We start from the raw sequence: 20,815 nt of genomic DNA on the forward strand, positions 1-20,815 counted from the left end.
CCACGACCGCCATTACCCCTGGGGGTGAACTCGAGGTTCATCGAACGAAGGACTGAACGACATGACCGGTGACACCGAAAGCATCGCGTTGGTATTGAACCGTCTGCGGCGTGCGCAGGGTCAGCTTGCAGGAGTGATTGCCATGATCGAGAGCGGTCGCGACTGCAAGGACGTCGTCACCCAACTGGCCGCGGTATCGAAGGCGCTCGACCGCGCAGGCTTCAAGATCGTCGCCACCGGACTTCGTGAGTGCATCACGGGAGCGGGCACAGGCGAGAAGATGAGCGAGGCGGAACTCGAGAAGCTGTTTCTGGCCCTCGCCTGAGAGTCTCTCGCCCTGCCCCCTGACAGACCGGCATCTGTTTGGCATGGTGGAGGGATGCAGCGGCGCGTGGGCGAGAGTTGGTCCGCGGGACCGGTCTCAGGGGTAACCCCTGGGTACATCACGAGAATCGAGCACTGCGTCCGAAGCTGGTCTGCACGCTCCGCGTGCTTGGCAGCTCCGAGGACGAAAGATTTCGGTCGCCCCGCGCCGTTGCATGTCACGGCGTTGAATTCCACGGCACTGCATCCGATCGACGACCGCCTGTGACCGAACGCGAATTGACCCCACAGGCGGCCGCGACGCTGGCGCGCCTGGCTGCGGACGCCGAGTGGACGCGATCAGGACTCGCGGAGGCGTTCGAGCCACTCGTCCCGGCCAAAGCGACGTGGTTGGCGGATCGGGTCATCAATCTGTATCCGAGTCCGCCGTTCGACGAGGCATCGATCTTCGTTCTGCTGCGCGACCTTCCGTTCATACCGGAGCCGTCGGTGTCGTCACAGAGACCGACGCGCAACAGTGACAAGCCCTGGCGATTCGAGGTACCGCGGTACGAGACCACCGGTCAGCTCGCGCGGTCGCTGGACCTGACGATCTCCGAAATCGAATGGTTCGCCGATCTGCAGGGGAGGCTTCGCACTGCGCCGTTCCCGTTGCAGCACTATCGATCTGCACGGCTCGACAAGCGTCAGGGCATCCGACTGCTCGAGGTGCCGAAGCCACGTCTACGGGAAATTCAACGAAAAATATTGCGGCGCATACTAGATCGGATCCCGTCTCATCCGGCGGCCCACGGCTTCGCGAAGGCGCGCAGTCCGCGTACATTCGCGATGCCGCATTCCGAACGCGACGTGGTGATCTCGGTGGATCTCCGACGCTTCTTCCCGTCCATCGGATTCGATCGAGTGGTCGCGATCTTCGAGGCCGTGGGCTATCCGCGGACAGTTGCGAAGACTCTTGCAGCCCTCTGCACGACGGTCACCCCGGCATCCGAATTGACCGGAATGGATCGTCCTACTGCTGCCAGGCTTCGTGCCACACACCTGCCGCAGGGAGCGCCTACGTCGCCTGCGTTGGCGAATCTGGCTGCGCGACAACTCGATATCCGTGCCACCGGGCTTGCCCGGTCCGGCGGTGCCCGCTACAGCCGATATGCCGACGATCTGGCGTTCTCCGGTGGGCCAGACCTCGACGTCGACAGACTGCTGTGGTTGATTACTCAGATCGCTCACGACGAAGGATTCACGATTCATCCGGACAAGACCAGGGTCAGGCGCGCTCATCAGCGACAGCAGCTCACCGGGCTCGTTGTCAACTCGTGGCCGGCGGTGCCCCGAGAGGAGTACGACACTCTCCGGGCACTGCTGCACAACTGCATCGCCAGCGGCCCAGCCGAGCAGAATCGGCATCACCACAACGACTTTCGGGCGCATGTCTACGGGCGAATCGCCCGAATCGGCGAGACGAACGAGACGCGTCGAGCAAAGCTGCTGAGCATGGCGTCCCGGGTGAATTGGGACTGAAGCGGCGAATCGGCTCCTCGGATTCGGATTCCATCCTCTGATCGCAGTCGGAAATCCAGAACTGAGGAGCCGATTCACAGTTCAGATGGCTTGCACCCTGAGCAACACCCCCGTCTGCGGGAACAGCACCGGTAGTGCCACACCTGCCCGAGCCAACATCGACCCCGACAGCTCGACCACTCCGCCGTCGGCGATCCACGGTGGTAGCTCGATCCCGTTGCCGGAATCACTCAGTGCATGAACGAATTCGACGCGATACCGCACGGCCGGATCGAGGCCGGGAAGCCGAACACGATCGGTGCGGTCCTCGGGGAGGTGTCCATTCGCACCACTGCGTACGCGGCCTCCGAGCAGTCCGCAGCCACGACGCCGTGCACCCAGACACTCGGGTCGGGATGGTCGGCGCGTACCACGTTGCCGGTGTGAAGCAGTCCGCGCAATTCCTTGTACAGCGCAGTCCACGACCGCAGGTATTCGTGATCTTCCGCCGCCAGCTCGGTGACGTCCATCTCCAGTCCGGCGTGACCGAACAATGACGTCAAGCAACGGAACTGAAGAGTCGACCACCGACCGGACGTGTGCGCGATCTGCGGACCGACATGCGAGCCGATCAGCTCCGGAGGCAGCAACTGCGTCGTCCACCGCTGCAACCTTTGACGTTCGAGTGGATCGTTGGTGTCCGACGCCCATACGCGGTCGGTGTGTTCGAGGACCTCGAGGTCGATGCGGGCACCGCCGGATGCACAGGACTCGAATTCGACGTGGGGATGGCGCGAACGCAACGCGTCCAACAGCCGATAGAACGCCGAGGTCTGGGCATGCACCGCAGCGCGTCCGTCGGAATCGACCGCCAGCATCAGGTCCCGGTTGTGGTCCCACTTCACGTAGTCGGGCCGCTCGTTCGTCAGCACGGTATCGATGGCAGTGAGGAGATACTCGAACACCTCCGGGCGGGTCAGATCGAGCACGTGCTGGTGACGCCATTCGAGGGGTAGTCGCCCGGGTGCCGCGAGCAGCCAATCCGGATGCGCCCGAGCGATGTCGGAATCCAGGTTGACCATCTCGGGCTCGAACCACAGTCCTGGACTCATACCGAGTTCACGAACGTGATCGAACAGCGGTGCCAGTCCGTCGGGCCAGACGCCCTCGTCCACCTGCCAGTCGCCGAGGCCGGCTCGGTCGTCGCGGCGGTGTCGGAACCATCCGTCGTCGAGCACGAATCGTTCGACGCCTACGTGCGCGGCGACGTCGGCGATCCCGCGGAGTCGGGTGAGATCGTGATCGAAGTAGACCCCTTCCCACACGTTCAGCACCACCGGTCGCGGCGAGGTGGGATGTGCGGGTCGGGATCGCATCCATCGGTGCAGCGACTGCGCCGAACCATCCAGCCCTGCATCGGAATACACGAAGTGCACCCACGGTGTCGTGTAGGTGTCGCCGTCCTGCAGTACCACCTCGCCGGGGGCGAGCAGCTCACCGCCGCCCAGCACCCCCGAGGCCTGACCGGCCCGCTCGGGAAGCCGCTCGGCCAGATGCAGGTGATCGCCGCTCCAGGCGACATGTGCACCCCATACCTCGCCAGTGCGAAAGCCGAAGCCTTCACTACCGGCGGTGAGAACCAGGGTGGCGTCGTGCCCGGTTCTACCGCGTCGTGAGGCGCGCACGGTAGAGCCGTGATCGAACCGTCGCCGCTGGGGGGTTCGTTCGCGGCAGTGCCGTCCGGTCAGATCGAGTAGTTCGGTTGCAGTGTCCGGCAACGGCATCAGTGTCACGACACCGTCGACGGTCAAGGGTCCACCGGAGACGTTGCAAACACTCTGCTGCACTCGCAGTGAGCCACCGACCTCCATCGACAACTCGATCGACCACGCGATTCCCAACTCGGAGTCGGACGCCTCCACCACACAACGGAAGTCGTCTGCGCGAACAGCGACGTCGCCCCACCGTGGGTACTGCACCGACCCATTGCGGTGCAATGCCAGAGCTGGTGTGCCCTGCCAGGCGTCGTCGCTGCCGGGTGCGAGGGTGAGCCACCGGGGCACATCCACGCTCGAATGCGGGACAGCGGGGATCGCGGCCCTGCGCAGCTCGGTCAGGTCGTTCTCGGACAGCTCGCCCAGATCGGTACCCCAATGCAGCACGGCCGGAACGGCGGTGGACGACGGGCCGAGGATCACCATGACGCCGTCACGGCGAAGGACGGAAAAACTCACTTGTTGGCACCCATCGTCAGACCGGACACGAAATGACGTTGCAGCGCAACGAATACGAGCACTGTCGGTAGAGCCACCAGCACCGAGCCTGCGGCGAGCAGATTGGTGTCGGTGAAGAAGCTACCCTGCAGATTCTGCAGCGCCGTCGTCACCGGGAGCTTGTCGCCACTGACCATCAGGGCCAGAGCCCAGAAGAAGTCGTTGTAGATCCACGTCACCATCAGTGTCGCGAGTGCAGCCAGCGCGGGACGGCACAGCGGCATGACCACCTGCCAGTACTGGCGGAACAGGCTCGCTCCGTCGACGGTGGCGGCCTCGAGCAGCTCGTGCGGAACTGTTTTCATGTAATTGCTCAGCACGAACACGCAGAATCCGGTCTGGAACGCGACGTGCACGATGATTAGACCCCAGTAGCTGTCGTACAGCGAACCGGAGGAACTCATCCAGTACGGAACGGGAATTGCGTTGTACAGACGGAAGAGTGGCGTGAGCAGTGTCTGCTGGGGCAGCAGGTTGCCTGCGATGAACACCGCGAGCATGAAGATGTTGAACTTCCAGCTGAAGCGGGCCAGAATGAACGCCGCCATCGAGCCGAAGAACAGGATGAGCAGTACCGACGGCACGGTGATGATCAGCGAGTTGAAGAAGTAGTGCGGGATTCCGCCGATCTGCCACGAGTCGATGTAGTTGCTGAACGTATAACCGCCGACGGACAGGTATCCGTTGAGCAACACGTAGTCGTAGTCGCGGAACGAGTTGTACACCGCCCACACGAGCGGGAACATCCAGACGAGCGCCATGACCGTCAGCAGCACGTAGATGGCGATCTGGGCGGTGCCGGCGCGCCGACGGTTGGCCACGGCGGCGCGGTTGCGGGTCAACGGATCGCGCTCGGGCGGTGCTGTGCGGGTGAGTGAAGTGGTCATCAGTCTTTGCTCCGAAGAACGATGGCGAGGTACAGGGCGATGAAGACGAGAGAGATGAGAAGCATGACGGTCGCCAGGGCCGAGCCGAAGCCGATGCGGCCTGCTTCACCGACGACGTTGGCGGTGACCAACGCCGATATCAGTTCCAAACCGTTTCTGCCCCTGTTGATCACCCAGACCAGGTCGAAGGCGCGCAGTGCCTCGATGACGGTGATGACGACGATGAGCAGATTGGTGTTCTTCATCAGCGGGAAGATGACGCTGAAGAACGTGCGAATCGGCCCGGCACCGTCCATCACCGCGGCTTCGCGGACGGATGGATCGATGGCCTTGAGGCCGGCCAAGTACAAGAGCATGATGTAGCCGGTGTGACGCCACCCGGCAGCGACCATCACGGCCCAGATGTTGATGTCCGGGTCGCCGAGCCAGTCGACGTCGGTGCCCAGCAGGCTGTTGAGAACGCCGCCCTCGGTGGAGTAGATGAGCTGCCAGATGAAGCCGATGAGGGCCATCGACAGCACCACGGGAATGTAGAAGATGCTCTGGTAGAGCCGAGATCCTTTGAGGTTCTTGTCCAGAAGGATCGCCAGCAGGATGCCGATGACGGTGGGGACGAGGAACAGGAACACCAGCCAGAGCACGTTGTTGTGCAGGGCCTGTTGGAACGGTGGGTAGGCCTCGACGGCATCGACGTAGTTCCGAGTGCCGATCCATTCGATGCTCGATGTGCCGCCGATGCCGTCCCAGCGGGCGAAGGACAGGATCACCGTGAAGATCGTCGGAATCCAGACGAGACCGATGACGATCAGCGCGGGGACTCCGAGCATGAGCGCGATGGTCCACTTCTCGCGAACACTGCGCCGAATCTTCGGCGACTTGACCCGTTCGGGTGCAGTCATGGCATTACCTGATCTCGATGTCGAGTGGATGATGGGGTCCGAATCGCACTGCGCACGATCATGTTCCGAACACCGCCGACTTCTGGCGTTCGATACTGCGTACCAGGCCGTCGACATCGTTGGGGTTGCCGATGAACTGTTGTAGGGCCGGGATCATGACGATCGAGGCGAAATCGGGTCGGGTATCGCGGTCGAAGAACTGGGTGATCTCCTCGGCGTTCTGCACCAGATCGGCCGATTTGCGGACCAGTGCAGGGAAACTCGACAGGTCGGCATCTCGGTGAGCAGGTATCGCCTGCGGATCCTGCTTCGCGTATGCGACGGCAGGGTCGGGGCCGGTCATGTAGGTGAGGAAGTCCTCGGCCCCCGGACGATTGCGCGGATCGGTGCGCATCATGAACCCGTCCATCGGTGCCTCGACCGTGGATGTTCCGACGGCTGAATCGAGTTCGGGGAAGGTGAAGAAGTCCAGATCGTCGCGTTCGGCACCGGCGGGGAAGCTCTGGGCCACGAACATGCCGGCAACGAGCGAGCCGACGCTCTTGTTCAGCAGTGCCATCTGCGCATCGGCGATCTTGCGGCCCAGCGGCTGCGGCTGGTGGAAGGGCAGCAGTTCACGCCAGGTGTCGAACACGGAACGCACGCGATTGTCGGTCCAGCTCACGTCTCCGGCGAGCAGGGTTCGGTGGAACTCGACGCCGTTGAGCCGCAGATTCAGATAGTCGAACGTTCCGAACGGTGGCCACCCGTCGCGGGCCCCGAAGCCGATCGGGGTGAGGCCGTCGGCCTGCATCTGCTTGCTCAGCGCTACCCACTGGTCGTAGGTCGCCGGGGGCTCGTACCCGCGCTCGGCCCACAGGCTCGGCCGGTAGAACACCGCCCACGGGTAGTAGAAGAACGGGATCAGGTACTGCTTGCCGTCCATGCCGGTCGAGTTCTCGCGGAAGCTGTCGTTGAAGCCACCGCCGTGGTTCGCCCAGATCGGCGACAGGTCCTCCACCAACCCCTTCTCGGCGAAGTACTTCACCCGATAGCCGCCCATCCAGGTGACGACGTCGTCGGGCGTGCCCTGGAGGTAGTTGTTGACGTTCTCCTGGAACGACGTCGAGTCGACGGTGTTGACGGCGAGCTGCCGCCCGGTCTGCTGTCGATACATCGCGACGAAGTCCTCGACACCCAGCTTGGAGTTGGGGTCGGACAATCGTGACCCGAGCGTGGTGACGTTCGGGTCGACGCTGTTCGAGCACGACGACAGCGCGCCACCGGCGGTGATCGCACCCGCGGCGACGAGCGCTGACCGCAGGAAATCGCGTCGTGACGGCTGCCACGTGCGCGGCCACTCGTGTGGGTTCATGGAAGTCCTTTGACGAAAAGTATCGATAACGATCAGAAGTGAACATCTTCGCGGTAGGTTCCGCGTCGTTTCTCTGACCATTCGGGGTGATGCAGGTTACAGAAACACGACGCGAGGGCGTCTGTCAAGCTCTTCGAGGGCCGCTCACCTGCATCAGTAAGAAAATGTTCATTCATGTTGACATCTGAGAACTGCTCGTTCATATTGTGAGCATGGACACAGCGCGACGCAGCACCTGGCCGACCCAGGGAATCTCTTTCGGCGGCGACTACAACCCCGAGCAGTGGCCCGAGGACGTCTGGCGACGCGACGTCGAGCTGATGCACGAGGCCGGCGTCGACTTCGTGACCGTCGGTGTCTTCTCCTGGGCGCGCCTGCAGCCGACCGCGTCGACGTGGGACTTCGAGTGGCTCGACCGAGTCATGGATCTGATGCACGAGGGCGACATCCGCGTCGACCTCGCAACGGCGACGGCCTCGCCCCCGCCGTGGTTGGCCACCGCCTACCCGCAGATGCGCCCGGTAGACGAGCGCGGCTACCGCTACGCCATCGGAAGCCGTCAGACGTGGAGCCCCAGTTCTGCTGTGTACCGCGAACATTCGCTCGTGCTGGTCGAGAAGATGGCGCATCGCTACGGTGAGCACCCGGCACTGGCGATGTGGCACGTCTCCAACGAACTCGGCTGCCACAACGCACTGTGCTACTCCGACGACAGTGCGCATGCGTTCCGAGAATGGCTCAGCGCCAGGTACATCGACCTCGAGACCCTCAACACCGCCTGGGGAACCGACTTCTGGAGCCAGCGCTACAGCGACTGGGACGAGATCGTTCCCCCGTCGGTGAGCACGACGTTCGGCAACCCGACGCACCAGCTCGACTGGCGCCGCTTCTGCTCCGACGCTCTCCTCGAGCAGTACCGCGCCGAGAAGGCCGTGCTGAACCGCATCACCCCGAACGTCCCGGTCACCACGAACTTCATGGTCGGCATGGGCCAGGGCCCCGCGCTCGCAGGCAACATGGACTACGCGTCCTGGGCCCCCGAGCAGGACATCGTCTCGACCGACCACTACCTCGTCGGCCCCGAGACCGGTGACGGGGCAGCGCATCACAAGCTGTCGTTCTCGGCCGACCTCACCCGGGGCGTCGCCGGCCGTCGACCCTGGTTGTTGATGGAGCATTCCACCAGCGCGGTCAACTGGCAGCACATCAACCGGGCCAAGGTGCCCGGTGAGATGATGCGAAACTCCCTGGCGCACATGGCCCGAGGCGCAGACGGCATCGCGTACTTCCAGTTCCGTGCCTCCAAGGCCGGGGCCGAGAAATTCCATTCCGCACTGGTGCCGCATGCCGGTGAGGACTCCGCGCGGTGGCGTGAGGTCGTCGAGCTCGGCGCTGCGCTGCGTCGTATGGCCCCGGTGGCAGGAAGCACCGTCGATGCCCGGGTCGCCGTGCTCTTCGACTGGACATCGCAGTGGGCATGCGAGCAGGAGGGCCATCCGTCGATGGCGATGCAGCCCATGGAGATTGCCCGACGGGCACATCGCGGCTTCACCTCCGCAGGCGTGACCTGCGACGTCGTTCCGTCGTCCACGGATCTCGGCGGCTACGACATCGTCGTCGTGCCGGCTCTGTATCTGTGCAGCGACGAGACCGCGGCGCGGATTGCCGACGCGGCCGATGCGGGCGCGCAGGTACTGGTCACCGCATTCTCGGGAATCGCCGACGAGGACGACCACGTGCGACTCGGCGGCTACCCGGGCGCATTCCGAGAGCTGCTCGGCGTCCGAGTCGAGGAGTTCTTCCCGCTCGCCGACGGCGAGACGCTGAATCTCGACGACGAGACCGTCGGTGAGATCTGGAGCGAATACCTCACCACGACCGAGGACGTCGATGTGCTGGCGCGCCATACCCGGGGGCATCTGCGCGGCGTTCCCGCGCTGACCAAACGTACCGTCGCCACCGGTGCCGCCTGGTACGCCGCCACCGTGCCCGACGCGGCAGGTTGGGCCACGCTCGCCGACAAGCTCTGCGCCGCAGCCGGAATCGACACCCGACGCGATCTCGGATCGGATGTGGAGATCGTCCGACGGTCGGCAGGGGAGCAGTCCTGGCTCTTCGTGCTCAACCACGGAACCGACAAGGTCAGCGTGCCCGCCTCGGGTACCGATCTGGTCGGCGGCGCACAGATCGACGGCGAACTCATCCTGGCCGCAGGCGGCAGTGCCGTGATCGCCGAGAACCGCTGATGCTCGCCCACCAGCGTCAGCAGAAGATCCTGGACCAGGTGACGGCGGAGGGTGCGGTCAAGGTCGCGGATCTCGGTGCTGCACTGTCGGTGTCGGACATGACCATTCGGCGCGACGTCAACGAGCTCGTCGCCCGCGGTCTGGTCGAGCGGGTGCACGGCGGCGTGACGTTGCCGCGATCGGCGAGCGTCTTCGAGCCGGGGTTCTCGGCCAAGTCCGAACTCGATCGCGATGCCAAGGCGGCCATCGCCCGTGCCGCTGCACGATTCGTGCGGCCCGGGACCTCCATCGGCATCTCCGGTGGCACCACGACGCACGCACTCGCGCAGGAACTGCTCGACGTTCCGGACATCACCGTCGTCACCAACTCCCTGCCCGTCGCCGATGTCTTTCACACCGGTGGCCGGTCGGATCAGACGGTGTTGCTCACCGGCGGACAGCGCACGCCGTCCTACGCGCTCGTCGGACCGCTCACGGTCAGTGCCCTGCAGAGTATTCACCTGGACATGCTGTTTCTCGGAACACACGGAGTGGACATCGAATCCGGGCTCACCTGCCCCAATCTCATGGAAGCACAGACCAACCAGGCGCTGGTCGCGTCGTCTCGTCGCGTCATCGTGCTTGCCGACCACACCAAGTGGGGTGTCCGCGCACTGGCCAACACCATCCCGCTCTCGCGCGTGGACGTGTTCGTCACCGATGCCGGACTCGATCCCGGCGTTCACGAGGCGTTGTCCGAGACGGTCGACGACGTGGTGATCGCCGGAGAGCACACCCCCGACACGAACGAGGAACGAGCACTCGATGACCGCGCATGACGCCCCGACGCACTCGATGCGCAAGACGTCGACCACTCTGGCCGACGGCCGTGAGCTGATCTACTACGACGACACCGAGCCCTACCTCTCCGGTGGAGCCACCCGCGATCTGGTCGATACCCGAGCCCTCTCACCGTCGATGTCCCAGTCGCAGATGCGGTTCGACGTCCTCACCGGGGAATGGATCGTCATAGCGGCGCAGCGAATGGACCGCACGTTCCTGCCGCCGGCCGACGCGTCGCCGTTGGCGCCGAGCCGACCGGACCGTCCGGCCACGGAAATTCCGGCGGCCGACTACGACGTGGTGGTGTTCGAGAACCGCTTCCCGTCCCTGTCCGAAACGGCAGCGCAGCAATCACTTCCGAGCGAGGTGGACGGCGAACCGCTGTGGCCGATGGCCCCCGGCACCGGGCGGTGCGAGGTGATCTGCTTCGCGAGTGACCCCGATACATCCTTCGTCGCGCTGGAGCTCTCTCGAGTCCGCACCATCATCGACGTCTGGGCCGATCGCACCACCGCATTGTCCGCAATCCCCGGTGTCCAGCAGGTGTTCTGCTTCGAGAACCGGGGTAAGGAGATCGGCGTCACCCTGACCCACCCGCACGGTCAGATCTACGCGTACCCGTACCTGCCGCCGCGCACCGATGCGCTGATTCGTCAGTCTCGCAAGCACTTCGAGAGAACGGGCCGGGTTCTGCTGGCCGATGTGCTGGCCGCCGAGCTGCGTTCGGGGCGACGCATCGTCGTCGATGCCGAGCATTGGGTTGCGTACGTGCCTGCAGCATCGCGGTGGCCGGTCGAGGTACATCTCGCTCCGCGTCGCGACGTTGCAGATCTCGCCGAGTTGAGCGGTGCCGAGCGGGACGAGCTGGCCGTGGTCTATCGGGATCTGTTGCGTGGAGTCGACGCGTTCTTCGAGGGCGTCGACGAGGTGCCGTACATCGCGGCGTGGCACCAGGCCCCTGTCGGAGCCGATCGCGAACTGGGACGCCTGCATCTGCAACTGTTCTCGATGATGCGCTCACCCGGTCGGATGAAGTTCCTCGCCGGATCGGAATCTGCGATGGGAGCCTGGATCAACGACACCACTCCCGAGCGGATCGCAGACCGGATGCGCGAGGTGCTCGCGTGAACTGGCTCGACGTGATTGCCGACGAGGATCTCGCCGACGGTGCCGCCGCGCTGTTCCGCAGTGCACTGGGCGGTGAACCCGACGGCGTCTGGATCGCTCCGGGTCGCGTCAACCTCATCGGTGAACACATCGATTACGCGGGGGGACTGGTGTTGCCCTTCGCGCTGCCGTATGCCACCGCGGTTGCCGTGCGTCGCCGCGAGGACACGACCGTGCGGGCCGTGTCGACGCACACCGAGCAGTCGTGGACCGGAGAGCTGGACGAGATCGGTCCGGGCACCCCGTCGGGTTGGGCGGCTTATGTGGCGGGAGTGTCCTGGGCACTCGGTGAGCATGGAGTCGGCGGAGTCGACGTGGCCGTGCATTCCTCGGTGCCGGTGGGTTCGGGGCTGTCGAGCTCGGCGGCGCTGGAATGCTCGTTCGCCCTCGCGCTCGACGATCTGTTCGATCTTCGGCTCGACCGAAAGGTGCTGATCGACGCCAGTATTCGCGCCGAGAACGAGATCGCCGGCGCGTCGACGGGCGGCATGGATCAGAACATCGCGATGTCGGCCGAGGTGGGACACGCGCTGCTGCTCGACTGCCTGGACGGTTCGACGCGTCAGATTCCCCTCGATCTGGCCACGTCGGGAACGCGCTTGCTGGTGATCGACACCAACGCCCCGCACCGTCTGGTCGACGGTCAGTACGGAGCCCGGCGCGCCGCCCTGGATACGGCGTACGCCGAGTTGGGGGTGACGACGTTACGAGGTCTCGATCTCGAGCGGGCGGTGTCGGGACTCGGCGACGAGACGTTGATCGCCCGAGTCAGCCACGTCATCAGTGAAATCGGGCGCGTGGAGCAGGCTGCCGAACTCCTCGACCGCGGTGCCGCAGGTGCCGAGCTCGGTGAGTTGATGACGGCGTCGCACAGGTCGTTGCGTGACGACTACGAGGTCAGTTCTCCCGAACTCGACAGCGCAGTCGACGCGGCCCTGCGGGCAGGCGCGTACGGCGCTCGGATGACGGGCGGCGGATTCGGCGGCTCGGCCATTGCGCTGGTGCCCTCGGAACTCGTCGAGACCGTGGCGAACGAGATCGCCTCCAGTGCAACACGATCCGGACTGCCGGAACCCACCTTTCTCACTGCCGAGCCCGCCGGCTCCGCACATCGATTTCTCTAACCCATACAAAGGAGCACTCCCATGGCACAGGTCACGTACGAAGGAGCCACCAAGCTCTACCCGGGATCGGACGTCGCGGCAGTCGAATCGCTGGACCTCGCCATCGAGGACGGCGAATTCCTGGTGCTCGTCGGGCCTTCCGGTTGCGGTAAGTCCACTTCGCTGCGGATGCTCGCCGGTCTGGAGGACGTCGACTACGGTGCCATCAAGATCGGAGACCGGGATGTCACGTCACTCGCGCCCAAGGAGCGCGACATCGCGATGGTGTTCCAGAATTACGCGCTGTACCCGCACATGACCGTCGCCAAGAACATGGGTTTCGCGCTGCAGATCGCCGGAATGGACAAGTCCGAGGTGGGCCGACGCGTCGAGGAGGCTGCGAAGATCCTCGATCTCACCGACTATCTGGGCCGTAAACCCAAGGCGCTCTCCGGTGGTCAGCGGCAGCGAGTCGCAATGGGCCGCGCGATCGTGCGCAACCCGCAGGTGTTCCTCATGGACGAGCCGCTGTCCAACCTCGACGCCAAACTCCGCGTGCAGACCCGTACTCAGATCTCGCTGCTGCAGCGCAGGCTCGGCACCACCACCGTGTACGTCACCCACGATCAGGTCGAAGCCATGACCATGGGTGATCGCGTCGCCATCATGAAAGCGGGTGTGCTGCAACAGTGCGCCAGCCCCAAGGAGCTCTACGAGCGCCCGGTCAACGCATTCGTCGCAGGATTCATCGGATCGCCCGCGATGAATCTGTTCGAGGTGGACGTCGTCGCCGGTGCCGCGAAGCTCGGCTCGCTGTCGGTGCCCATCGAGCGCACGATCTCCGATCGAATCGACGGCAGCCGCGTCACGATGGGCGTCCGACCGGAAGCGTGGACGCTTTCCGACTCCGGTACGGACATCGTCGTCGACGTCGTCGAGGAACTCGGCGCGGACGCCTACATCTACGGCCGTACCGTCGAGGACGCGTCGAACCTCGGTACCGTCGGGGCGCAGATCATCGCGCGAATCCCCGACATCGCCACCCCGTCGCAGGGCGATGTCCTCCGCATCGCCCCTCGCGCCGAGGCGGCCCACTACTTCTCGACCACGACGGGATTGAACCTGCGCCGCTGAGATCGGGTCAGCTACGAACTCGAGCCGCTGCGAATTGGGCACCGGCGGTGGTGGATCCGTCGATTGCGTACCGAAGGTGCGCGAGAACATCGAAGCCGCCGATCTGGCACACCGGGTCGCCGACCGTGCAGAAACTCTGCGTGCGCGGGCCGTACGTGGCGCTGGCGGTCTCGATCTTGCTGCCGCGGAGCCCGAGCGGGTTACCGAACACCACCACCGCGTCGATGCGGTCGGCGATCTCCGCCGGGATGACGGCTCCGGTGTTGCTGCTGCTGGTCCGCAGACCCACAGCGTTGGTCACCACGGTGGCCCCTTGTGAGTATCCCCCGATCACGAACGTCGTCGACGGGCACGACGCTGCGACGGACGTGAGGTGTTCGACGAGGTCCCGTGATCCCGGTCCGGCGCTGGCCTGTGTGACGTCGGCCGCGTAGTTCACCGCGTACGTACTGATCGAGCGGTCCGACAACTCCGACTTCAGCCGATCGACGAACGGCCCGCCGGTGATACCGAGGCCGGGGAACTCCGCGGTTCCGCGGGCGAAGGCCACGTCGACATCCGAGCACGGGGCAGCGTTCGCCACACCGGTGGGTTGGGTCACAAAGAATGTGGAAACGGCAAGTGCTGCAACCGAATACAATGCCAGACGCTTGTTCATGAAGTTTCTCCTCGGTCGGTGAGTGCGCAGGTCGAACCATAGCCGTGTCGTACCGCCGGGTTGGAAGTTTCCGGCGAAGTCTCAGCTACCGCTGTGGTCTCTCCAACTCTCGCTTCTCAACGCCTGTTGCGCTACTGTCCTCGGCGGGGTGAGTCCGATCTGCACCGATTGCGGGTCCATATGTTCCGGGGGATACGAAGTGTCGAACAAGTGGTTGCGCGGCGTCGTGCTGTCTGCAGTGGCGGTCGCGTTGTGTCCGATCGCCACGGCCTCGGCGGATCCTGCGCCGAGCCCGGCACCAGCGACCATCATGGGGTCCATCGACGACGGGCCGGGTAGCTTCAGCGTCTTCCGTACCGTCGACAGTGGTCAGCGCCCCACCGCCGAGGACAACGCTGCGTGCAACGACCACTTCGGCTCCCCGCGCTCGCTGACCGTGGTCGAACGACTCGACGCGAGGATGTACACCTTCACCAACGACCCGTCGACGGGCTTTCTGCAGAACCCGACGGCTCAGAACGTCGGACCGATCTACGTGTGCGACGGGCCCCTGCTCGACGGCCAGGCCTTCCTGGACCAGTGGGGTGTTCTGACGGCTCCCGGCCTGGGCACGCTGTCGATGGACGGCCCCTGCGGGCTCGAGTTCCTGATCGGCTCGCCCGGACGCGCGGCCGTCGATTGTGTTCTGCAAGTGAACCCCAACGAGTCCGGGGTGGTCGACGGCGTCGCGACCAGCAACTCGATCGCCAATCCGCTTCGCCTGCCGGACGGGCGCACCGGCTCGCTGTGGACCCTCTACACACTCGGTGACGGCACTGCCCCCGTGCCGGAACCCGTTGCAGGAACCCCGCAACCGACCGGGTCGGTGAAGTACAGCGTCGGACGCGAGGTGAACTCGGTCTCGAACGGAAGCACTCCCGCATGCCCAGGTGGCGTGCGCACCACCGAGATCCACGCCGTCTCCGTGGACGCTGCCACCGGCGCGGCATCGACCGAGCCGTCCGCGGACGTGGCCGCCACCGCATCGACCTGCTATCAGAACCCGTCGACTCCGGATTTCGGCGCATCGCTGAGATCACCAGCTACGGCGTCACGCCTGCGCTCACGGCCACGTCCACCGGGCAGTGCCGTCGTATGGATCTGCCGATCGAGCCGGGCACCGTACAGCAGTCCTGTGGCTTCACCCTGCCGCCGCAGCCTGCTCTCGGCCTGACCGGTGGCCAGGTGACGCTCAACGGTCTGGTTCCGACGAACGATGCTGCAGGCTCGGCCAATTCGGCGATCTGGACCACCTCCTTCCTCGGTTCCATCAGCCCACGATGAGCGGCCGCCGGATCGGCGGTGGTAGTTCTGTCGCTGGTGGCAACGACGCCACCACCGACCATGCGTCGGGTCTGACGCCGGTGTTACCGTCTGCCAGTGGACCTCGTCGTTCCCTCCGGTGAACTCGCTGCTGCGTGGAGGGATTCGCACGCCGAATGGGGGCCGGGGTTCCACGAGGACGGTTTCGGGCTGACGGTCGACGATGATGTCGAAACCGCACAGGGCTTGTCGGATTGGGTCGAGCGGCTTCGAGACGATACGGACTGCACGTACCGTTGGATCGTGGCGGGCGAACGAGTCCTGGGCGGCATCGCACTCAGACACGACAGCAACGAACTCGCCGACCGACTCGGGCACATCGGCTACGGGGTTCGCCCGTCCGAACGAGGTCGGGGAGTTGCATCGTGGGCGGTACGCGAGGTGCTGACGCTCGCGGCGGGCATGGGCATGACCCGGGTAACGGCAGTCTGCGAGGTGAGCAACGCGGCCTCGATAGCGACTCTGAAAGGTGCCGGAGGCGAGCAAGTCGACTGCATCGGGTCGGTGGTTCGCTTCCGGCTTCCTGCGCTTGACCCTCACACTGTGTGAGACGAGAACCTCGGAGGGTCATGTTCAGCATTGGAGAGTTCGCATCGATCGGCCGGGTGTCGGTTCGTATGCTTCGGCATTACGACGAGATCGGGTTGTTGACGCCGGCGCGGGTTGATCCGTTCACGGGCTATCGCTCGTACGACGGTTCGCAGTTCGAGGTTCTGGGACGCATTCTGATGTTCAAGGACCTCGGGTTCAGGCTCGACGAGGTGACAGAGATCGTGCACGGCCAGGTCGATGACGATCGGTTACGCGAGATGCTCACCGCCAAGCGCGATGATGTCGCTCGTCGGCTCGATCTCGACGCCGCTCGCCTGCGTCGCATCGAAGCGCGACTTTCCCACACCGAAGGGATTTCGATGATCACCGTGGATACCAAGTCGTTGCCGGCCACCCGTATTGCCGTTCTCACCGAGACTGCCGCTGGCTTCGGCCCCCAGAACATCGGACCGATCATCAGTCCGATGTACGCCCGGCTCGCCCGGACACTCGCCGGGCACGGCGTGACGTTCGGGCCGTCGTCGATCGCCATGTACGAGGCCGTCGACGACGGAGACGGCAGCGGCGTCACCGTGCATGCCGCATTCGAGGTGGGACCCCAGGTCGTGGGCGGTGAGGGCTACGAGGTGCGCGAGCTACCGCCCGTCGAGCTCGCGGTGACCACCGTCCACCACGGTTCGATGGCCACGATCGGCGAAACCTGGGAGCAGTTCATCGCGTGGATCGAGGCGAACGGCTACGAACTCTCCGGCATCTGCCGCGAGTTCTACCTGGTGTCCGAGCCGCAGCCGCAGGAGAATTGGGTGACCGAACTGCAGCAGCCGGTGGTTCGACGTCAGGACGCCTGAGCGAACTCCACGAGGGCGGTGCACTGGCAACCGCCGGTGACTTCCTCGCATTCGAGCACCAGGAAGTGACGAACATACTCGAGATCCACGCAGTCCGGCTCCGTGCACTCCGCACCGCCGACCGCGTGGATCACGAGTGTGCCGTTGCAGGTATCGAAGCGTGCGGACATGCGAATCCCTTTCTGTCGTATCTCTCTACCTCCTTGATATCACCGGGCTCCGACAAGTTCGGGAGAAGACGAGCGTGTTCGACGCCTGAGCTGGGTAGCAGCCATGATGGTCAGAGCCGGAATCCAGGCGTATCCGAGCGCGGTCCTGATGACCGTCCGGTCACCCAGCCACGCTCCGACCGACACCAGTACACCCGCCCACACGACTGCGGCCAGCAGGCTGAGCGCCGTGTACTCGCGGTGCCGCAGTGAGGACGTCGCGACCAGCCGGGGCGTGATGGTGCGGATACCCCCGATGAGGTGTCCGACGATGGCGACAGCGCGCGGCCTCGATCTCGCCTGTGTGGTCAGCCCGAGCACGACCCTCATCACCGCGGCAGGCAGCGCCGACTCCGCTGGTCCGAGACCCAACACGGTGCCGGTGCGGCGACTGTGCCAGAACGCCCACTGCGCACCCATGCTCGACGCCACCGCCGCGGTGACGACGGCAGGCAGCCACGGCACCACACCGATCGACGTCAGCACCCCGAGCGTGATCGGCACGCTGTTTCCCGGTGTGAAAAGACCGAGCAACGACGCAGACTCGAATGCCAGCAGTACGAAGACGACGGCAAAGACGACCCACACGGGCACGGACGACAACCGGTCCACATCGAGGATGTTCAGGTTCATACCTGTCGAATCTCGTCGTCCGGACCGCGGAAAACACCACGATCGACCCACGGACCGACGGTAGGGCCAGCCCTACCTCGGGCCGTGGGTTCACAGTGCCGACAAGCCGACGACACCCGACTTAGGCTGATCCGCATGAACGAGGCACTACCGATTCCCCTGAATCCGCTCAGGGCATGGATCTCGCCGAACTGGTGGCTGGCGGTGGCGTCGCTGCTGGCATCGACGGTCGCCGGGCTCGGCGGCTGGATGATCCTGGGACTGCTGGTACTGGCGGTGTGCGCATTGCCGTTTGCGCTCAGTGGTGTGCTCGTCTTCGCGCTGATTATAGTGGCGCTCCGGTGGATGGACCGTGCAGCGCGTGCCGGAATCGGTTTCACCGGTGGAATTTCCATCGAGGGCCCAGAACCGACCGTGTACCCGACCAATTGGCGCAAGTTCGTCTGGTGCCTCCGCGATATCGGGTTGTGGAAATCGTTGTGCTACTGGCTTGTTCGGGTTCCGGTCTCGGCCGTTCTGCTGTTCTTGCTGCCGGCGCTGTTCGTGGTCCTGCCTGTTCTGGCGGCGGCACCGGTCGCCTGGATCGTGACGAACCCGGTCGGCAATCAGCTCGAAATCGGAGATCGGGTGGGCTATCCGTTCGTCGCGCTGGTCGGCTTCGCCTCGCTAGTGACCTTCGTCGCGGGAGTTCCACTGCTGCTCACAGCTCTGGCGCGGCTCGACTGGTGGAGTGCCGCAGCCCTTCTCGGCCGATCCGAATCCAGTAGGAGGGTCGACGAATTGACGGTGAGTCGTGCTCGCGTCGTCGACGCTGCCGATGCCGAACGCCGCCGCATCGAACGCGATCTGCACGACGGGGCCCAGCAGCGTTTGGTATCGGTGGCAATGTCACTGGGGCAGGCGAAGTCGCGCGCCTCGGCGACGGACGATGCGGTACTGAAAGGCCTGCTCGACGATGCCCACCGGGAGGCCAAGAACGCGATCGGCGAGATCCGTACCCTCACGCGCGGTCTGCATCCGCCGATTCTGACCGACCGCGGTCTCGACGCCGCTCTGTCGTCCGTCGCGGCGTTGTGTGCGGTACCGGTCACTGTTCGTATCGACCCCGCCCTCTCCGGTGATCGACGCCCGGACGCGACGGTCGAGTCGACGGTCTACTTCGTCGTCTCCGAGGCCCTGACCAACGTGAGCAAGCACGCGAAGGCCGCCCACGTCCGAGTCGATGTCTCGAAAGTCGAGTCCGCCGTACGAGTGACGGTGGTCGACGACGGTTGTGGGGGAGCGCATCCGGCACCGGGGGGCGGTCTGGCCGGGCTCGAGGACAGGCTCAGCGGAATCGACGGAACCATGTCCATCACGTCGCCGTCCGGCGGCCCGACGCGGCTCGAGGTGAGCATCCCGTGCGAGTGATCATCGCCGACGATTCGGTTCTGTTGCGAGAGGGTGTGGCTCGCCTGCTGATCGATACCGGAGCAGACGTGATCGGGAAGGTGTCCGATGCGTCGGAACTGCTCGCGGCCATGTCCGCTGCCGATCCGCTTCCCGACGTGTGCGTGATCGACGTACGCATGCCGCCGACCTTCCTGGACGAAGGTCTGCGCGCAGCGCTGGTCATTCGCCAACGGTGGCCCGCTGTAGGAGTTCTCGTGCTCTCTCAGTACGTGGAGGAACGGTACGCAGCCGAACTCATCCGGCAGAGCACGGACGGCGTCGGATACCTGTTGAAAGACCGGGTGGCCGACGTGGACGAGTTCGCCGATGCGGTGCGGACCGTTGCGACCGGTGGAACCGTCATCGATCCCGAGGTGGTGCAGCAGATTCTGGCGCGAGCCCCACGCTCGGATCCGCTCGATTCGCTGACTCCGCGGGAGCGGGACGTGTTGACCGCCATGGCCGAAGGCAAGTCGAACGCCGGAATCGCCGCTGCATTGGTGGTCGGTCAAGCTGCCGTGGAGAAGCACATCGGAAACATATTCGCGAAGCTCGGTCTACTCGGAGACAGTGCCGATCACCGCCGCGTCATGGCCGTCCTACGATATCTGGGAGCGATTCAGTGAAGAAGTCATTGTGGCGCAACGTCGTTGCGGTGTCGGTCGCCATAGCTGTCGTGGGCGTGGCGGGTGCGGCGACGACGGCCACGATTGCCTACGGATTCACCATGCCCGAGATGCAGTCGTTCGACTACGCCACCGACGCAGCGATCACCGGAAAGAATCTCTGGCTCACGACCGGTTTCGCCCACGTGTCGGTGTCAATGAGTCCCGACTCGGAGGTGCACGTGCGGGCCGACGGTTCCTATCGAGGCGACACTCCGACCGTCGACATCAGTGACGACGGGTCGAACATCGCTGTGGAATGCTCCTACCGTAAGCGCAGCAGTTGCGACATAGGTCTCGAACTACGGATACCGTCGGGCCTGACACTCGATATCGATGGCACCACAGCCGATGTCGAGCTCGTCGACGTCGACGCGCAGACATCGGTGTCCACCTCGGCGGGTTCGGTGATCTCTCGAGGATCTGCCGGAACCCTGAACATAACAACACGATTCGGTGACGTGGACATCACCGATGCGGCCGTGTCGGCACTGGAGGTGGACACGACGTTCGGTCGGGTCGCCGTTGATTCCAGGCTGCCGCCGGATTCGTTACGTGTGCAGAACATACAGGGCGACAGCATGATCGAACTCCCGCCGGCCGAGTTGTACGACGTCGAGGCGACGTCGGAGAAGGGAGATGTCGAGATCGACGTCGTCGACGATCCGAGTTCTCCGAGGTCGGTATCGGTCAGCAGTGAAGAAGGCCGGATTTCGGTGCTGCGGAGATAGCTCCGGTCGAGGACCGC

General features: G+C 64.7%; 21 protein-coding genes. 13 read left to right on the forward strand and 8 right to left on the reverse strand.

Annotation, left to right across the window (positions count from 1 at the left end; translation table 11 throughout):
- Positions 1–61 precede the first annotated feature (61 nt).
- Together NY08_RS18045 and NY08_RS18050 are read left to right on the forward strand one after the other, a co-directional pair.
- On the forward strand, positions 62–325 hold the full coding sequence (locus tag NY08_RS18045) for a metal-sensitive transcriptional regulator (RefSeq protein WP_045197901.1): 264 nt from the start codon (positions 62–64) through the stop codon (positions 323–325).
- A 263-nt stretch (positions 326–588) separates the two neighbouring features.
- A complete protein-coding gene (locus NY08_RS18050; protein ID WP_045197904.1) occupies positions 589–1,845 on the forward strand; it encodes a reverse transcriptase family protein in 1,257 nt (418 codons plus the stop codon).
- A gap of 81 nt (positions 1,846–1,926) precedes the next feature.
- Here the strand turns inward: NY08_RS18050 and NY08_RS26310 are convergent, their stop codons facing one another.
- Genes NY08_RS26310 through NY08_RS18070 form a run of 5 tightly spaced genes read right to left on the reverse strand, consistent with a single transcriptional unit; the run spans position 1,927 to position 7,237 of the window.
- Positions 1,927–2,109 carry a hypothetical protein gene (locus NY08_RS26310; protein ID WP_200893131.1) on the reverse strand — a complete coding sequence of 61 codons (183 nt, stop codon included), beginning with the start codon at positions 2,107–2,109 and terminating at the stop codon, positions 1,927–1,929.
- The gene (locus tag NY08_RS18055) at positions 2,076–4,058 is read right to left on the reverse strand and encodes an alpha-galactosidase (RefSeq protein ID WP_200893132.1); all 1,983 of its coding nucleotides are present in this window, start codon (positions 4,056–4,058) and stop codon (positions 2,076–2,078) included. Before NY08_RS18055 ends, NY08_RS26310 begins: the two co-directional genes overlap by 34 nt.
- A complete protein-coding gene (locus NY08_RS18060) occupies positions 4,055–4,984 on the reverse strand; it encodes a carbohydrate ABC transporter permease (protein WP_082073862.1) in 930 nt (309 codons plus the stop codon). Before NY08_RS18060 ends, NY08_RS18055 begins: the two co-directional genes overlap by 4 nt.
- The gene (locus tag NY08_RS18065; protein ID WP_045197906.1) at positions 4,984–5,883 is read right to left on the reverse strand and encodes a carbohydrate ABC transporter permease; all 900 of its coding nucleotides are present in this window, start codon (positions 5,881–5,883) and stop codon (positions 4,984–4,986) included. Before NY08_RS18065 ends, NY08_RS18060 begins: the two co-directional genes overlap by 1 nt.
- Positions 5,884–5,941: 58 nt before the next feature.
- Positions 5,942–7,237 carry an ABC transporter substrate-binding protein gene (locus tag NY08_RS18070; protein ID WP_045197909.1) on the reverse strand — a complete coding sequence of 432 codons (1,296 nt, stop codon included), beginning with the start codon at positions 7,235–7,237 and terminating at the stop codon, positions 5,942–5,944.
- A 212-nt stretch (positions 7,238–7,449) separates the two neighbouring features.
- Here NY08_RS18070 and NY08_RS18075 point away from each other — a divergent pair, with 212 nt between their 5' ends.
- Genes NY08_RS18075 through NY08_RS18095 form a run of 5 tightly spaced genes read left to right on the forward strand, consistent with a single transcriptional unit; the run spans position 7,450 to position 13,709 of the window.
- Positions 7,450–9,483 carry a beta-galactosidase gene (locus tag NY08_RS18075; protein WP_045197910.1) on the forward strand — a complete coding sequence of 678 codons (2,034 nt, stop codon included), beginning with the start codon at positions 7,450–7,452 and terminating at the stop codon, positions 9,481–9,483.
- Complete coding sequence (locus tag NY08_RS18080; protein WP_032397085.1) at positions 9,483–10,301, forward strand: DeoR/GlpR family DNA-binding transcription regulator; 819 nt, start codon at positions 9,483–9,485, stop codon at positions 10,299–10,301. Before NY08_RS18075 ends, NY08_RS18080 begins: the two co-directional genes overlap by 1 nt.
- A gap of 16 nt (positions 10,302–10,317) precedes the next feature.
- Positions 10,318–11,433 carry a galactose-1-phosphate uridylyltransferase gene (galT, locus tag NY08_RS18085; protein WP_045200705.1) on the forward strand — a complete coding sequence of 372 codons (1,116 nt, stop codon included), beginning with the start codon at positions 10,318–10,320 and terminating at the stop codon, positions 11,431–11,433.
- Complete coding sequence (gene galK, locus NY08_RS18090; protein WP_045197911.1) at positions 11,430–12,596, forward strand: galactokinase; 1,167 nt, start codon at positions 11,430–11,432, stop codon at positions 12,594–12,596. Before galT ends, galK begins: the two co-directional genes overlap by 4 nt.
- 21 nt (positions 12,597–12,617) lie before the next feature.
- Positions 12,618–13,709, forward strand: a complete 1,092-nt coding sequence (locus tag NY08_RS18095; protein WP_045197912.1) for an ABC transporter ATP-binding protein — start codon at positions 12,618–12,620, stop codon at positions 13,707–13,709.
- A 7-nt stretch (positions 13,710–13,716) separates the two neighbouring features.
- Here NY08_RS18095 and NY08_RS18100 read toward each other — a convergent pair whose 3' ends face one another.
- Positions 13,717–14,367 (reverse strand): cutinase family protein, encoded by a 651-nt coding sequence (locus NY08_RS18100; RefSeq protein ID WP_045197913.1) that lies wholly within the window; start codon positions 14,365–14,367, stop codon positions 13,717–13,719.
- Between the two features lie 199 nt (positions 14,368–14,566).
- On the opposite strand from NY08_RS18100, the gene NY08_RS18105 reads away from it, so the two are divergent.
- From NY08_RS18105 to NY08_RS18115, 3 genes are all read left to right on the forward strand, one after another.
- The gene (locus NY08_RS18105) at positions 14,567–15,580 is read left to right on the forward strand and encodes a hypothetical protein (protein WP_045197914.1); all 1,014 of its coding nucleotides are present in this window, start codon (positions 14,567–14,569) and stop codon (positions 15,578–15,580) included.
- A gap of 206 nt (positions 15,581–15,786) precedes the next feature.
- Positions 15,787–16,278 carry a GNAT family N-acetyltransferase gene (locus NY08_RS18110; protein ID WP_158462590.1) on the forward strand — a complete coding sequence of 164 codons (492 nt, stop codon included), beginning with the start codon at positions 15,787–15,789 and terminating at the stop codon, positions 16,276–16,278.
- A gap of 20 nt (positions 16,279–16,298) precedes the next feature.
- Entirely contained in the window at positions 16,299–17,129 is an 831-nt protein-coding gene (locus NY08_RS18115) for a MerR family transcriptional regulator (RefSeq protein ID WP_045197916.1), read from the forward strand.
- Here NY08_RS18115 and NY08_RS18120 read toward each other — a convergent pair.
- Complete coding sequence (locus NY08_RS18120) at positions 17,117–17,299, reverse strand: hypothetical protein (RefSeq protein WP_032397091.1); 183 nt, start codon at positions 17,297–17,299, stop codon at positions 17,117–17,119. The genes NY08_RS18115 and NY08_RS18120 overlap by 13 nt on opposite strands.
- 39 nt (positions 17,300–17,338) lie before the next feature.
- Entirely contained in the window at positions 17,339–17,971 is a 633-nt protein-coding gene (locus NY08_RS18125) for a DedA family protein (RefSeq protein ID WP_045197917.1), read from the reverse strand.
- A 135-nt stretch (positions 17,972–18,106) separates the two neighbouring features.
- Here NY08_RS18125 and NY08_RS18130 point away from each other — a divergent pair, with 135 nt between their 5' ends.
- The 3 genes from NY08_RS18130 to NY08_RS18140 are packed head-to-tail and all read left to right on the forward strand — an operon-like array spanning position 18,107 to position 20,798.
- Positions 18,107–19,381: a sensor histidine kinase gene (locus NY08_RS18130; protein ID WP_082073864.1), complete on the forward strand. Its 1,275-nt coding sequence runs from the start codon at positions 18,107–18,109 to the stop codon at positions 19,379–19,381.
- A complete protein-coding gene (locus tag NY08_RS18135; RefSeq protein WP_032397093.1) occupies positions 19,372–20,028 on the forward strand; it encodes a response regulator transcription factor in 657 nt (218 codons plus the stop codon). The genes NY08_RS18130 and NY08_RS18135 overlap by 10 nt, the downstream gene beginning before the upstream one ends.
- Complete coding sequence (locus NY08_RS18140; protein ID WP_045197918.1) at positions 20,025–20,798, forward strand: DUF4097 family beta strand repeat-containing protein; 774 nt, start codon at positions 20,025–20,027, stop codon at positions 20,796–20,798. The genes NY08_RS18135 and NY08_RS18140 overlap by 4 nt, the downstream gene beginning before the upstream one ends.
- Positions 20,799–20,815 lie beyond the last annotated feature (17 nt).

The sequence above is a fragment of the Rhodococcus sp. B7740 genome, from assembly GCF_000954115.1.
In the GTDB taxonomy this organism is placed as follows: domain Bacteria; phylum Actinomycetota; class Actinomycetes; order Mycobacteriales; family Mycobacteriaceae; genus Rhodococcoides.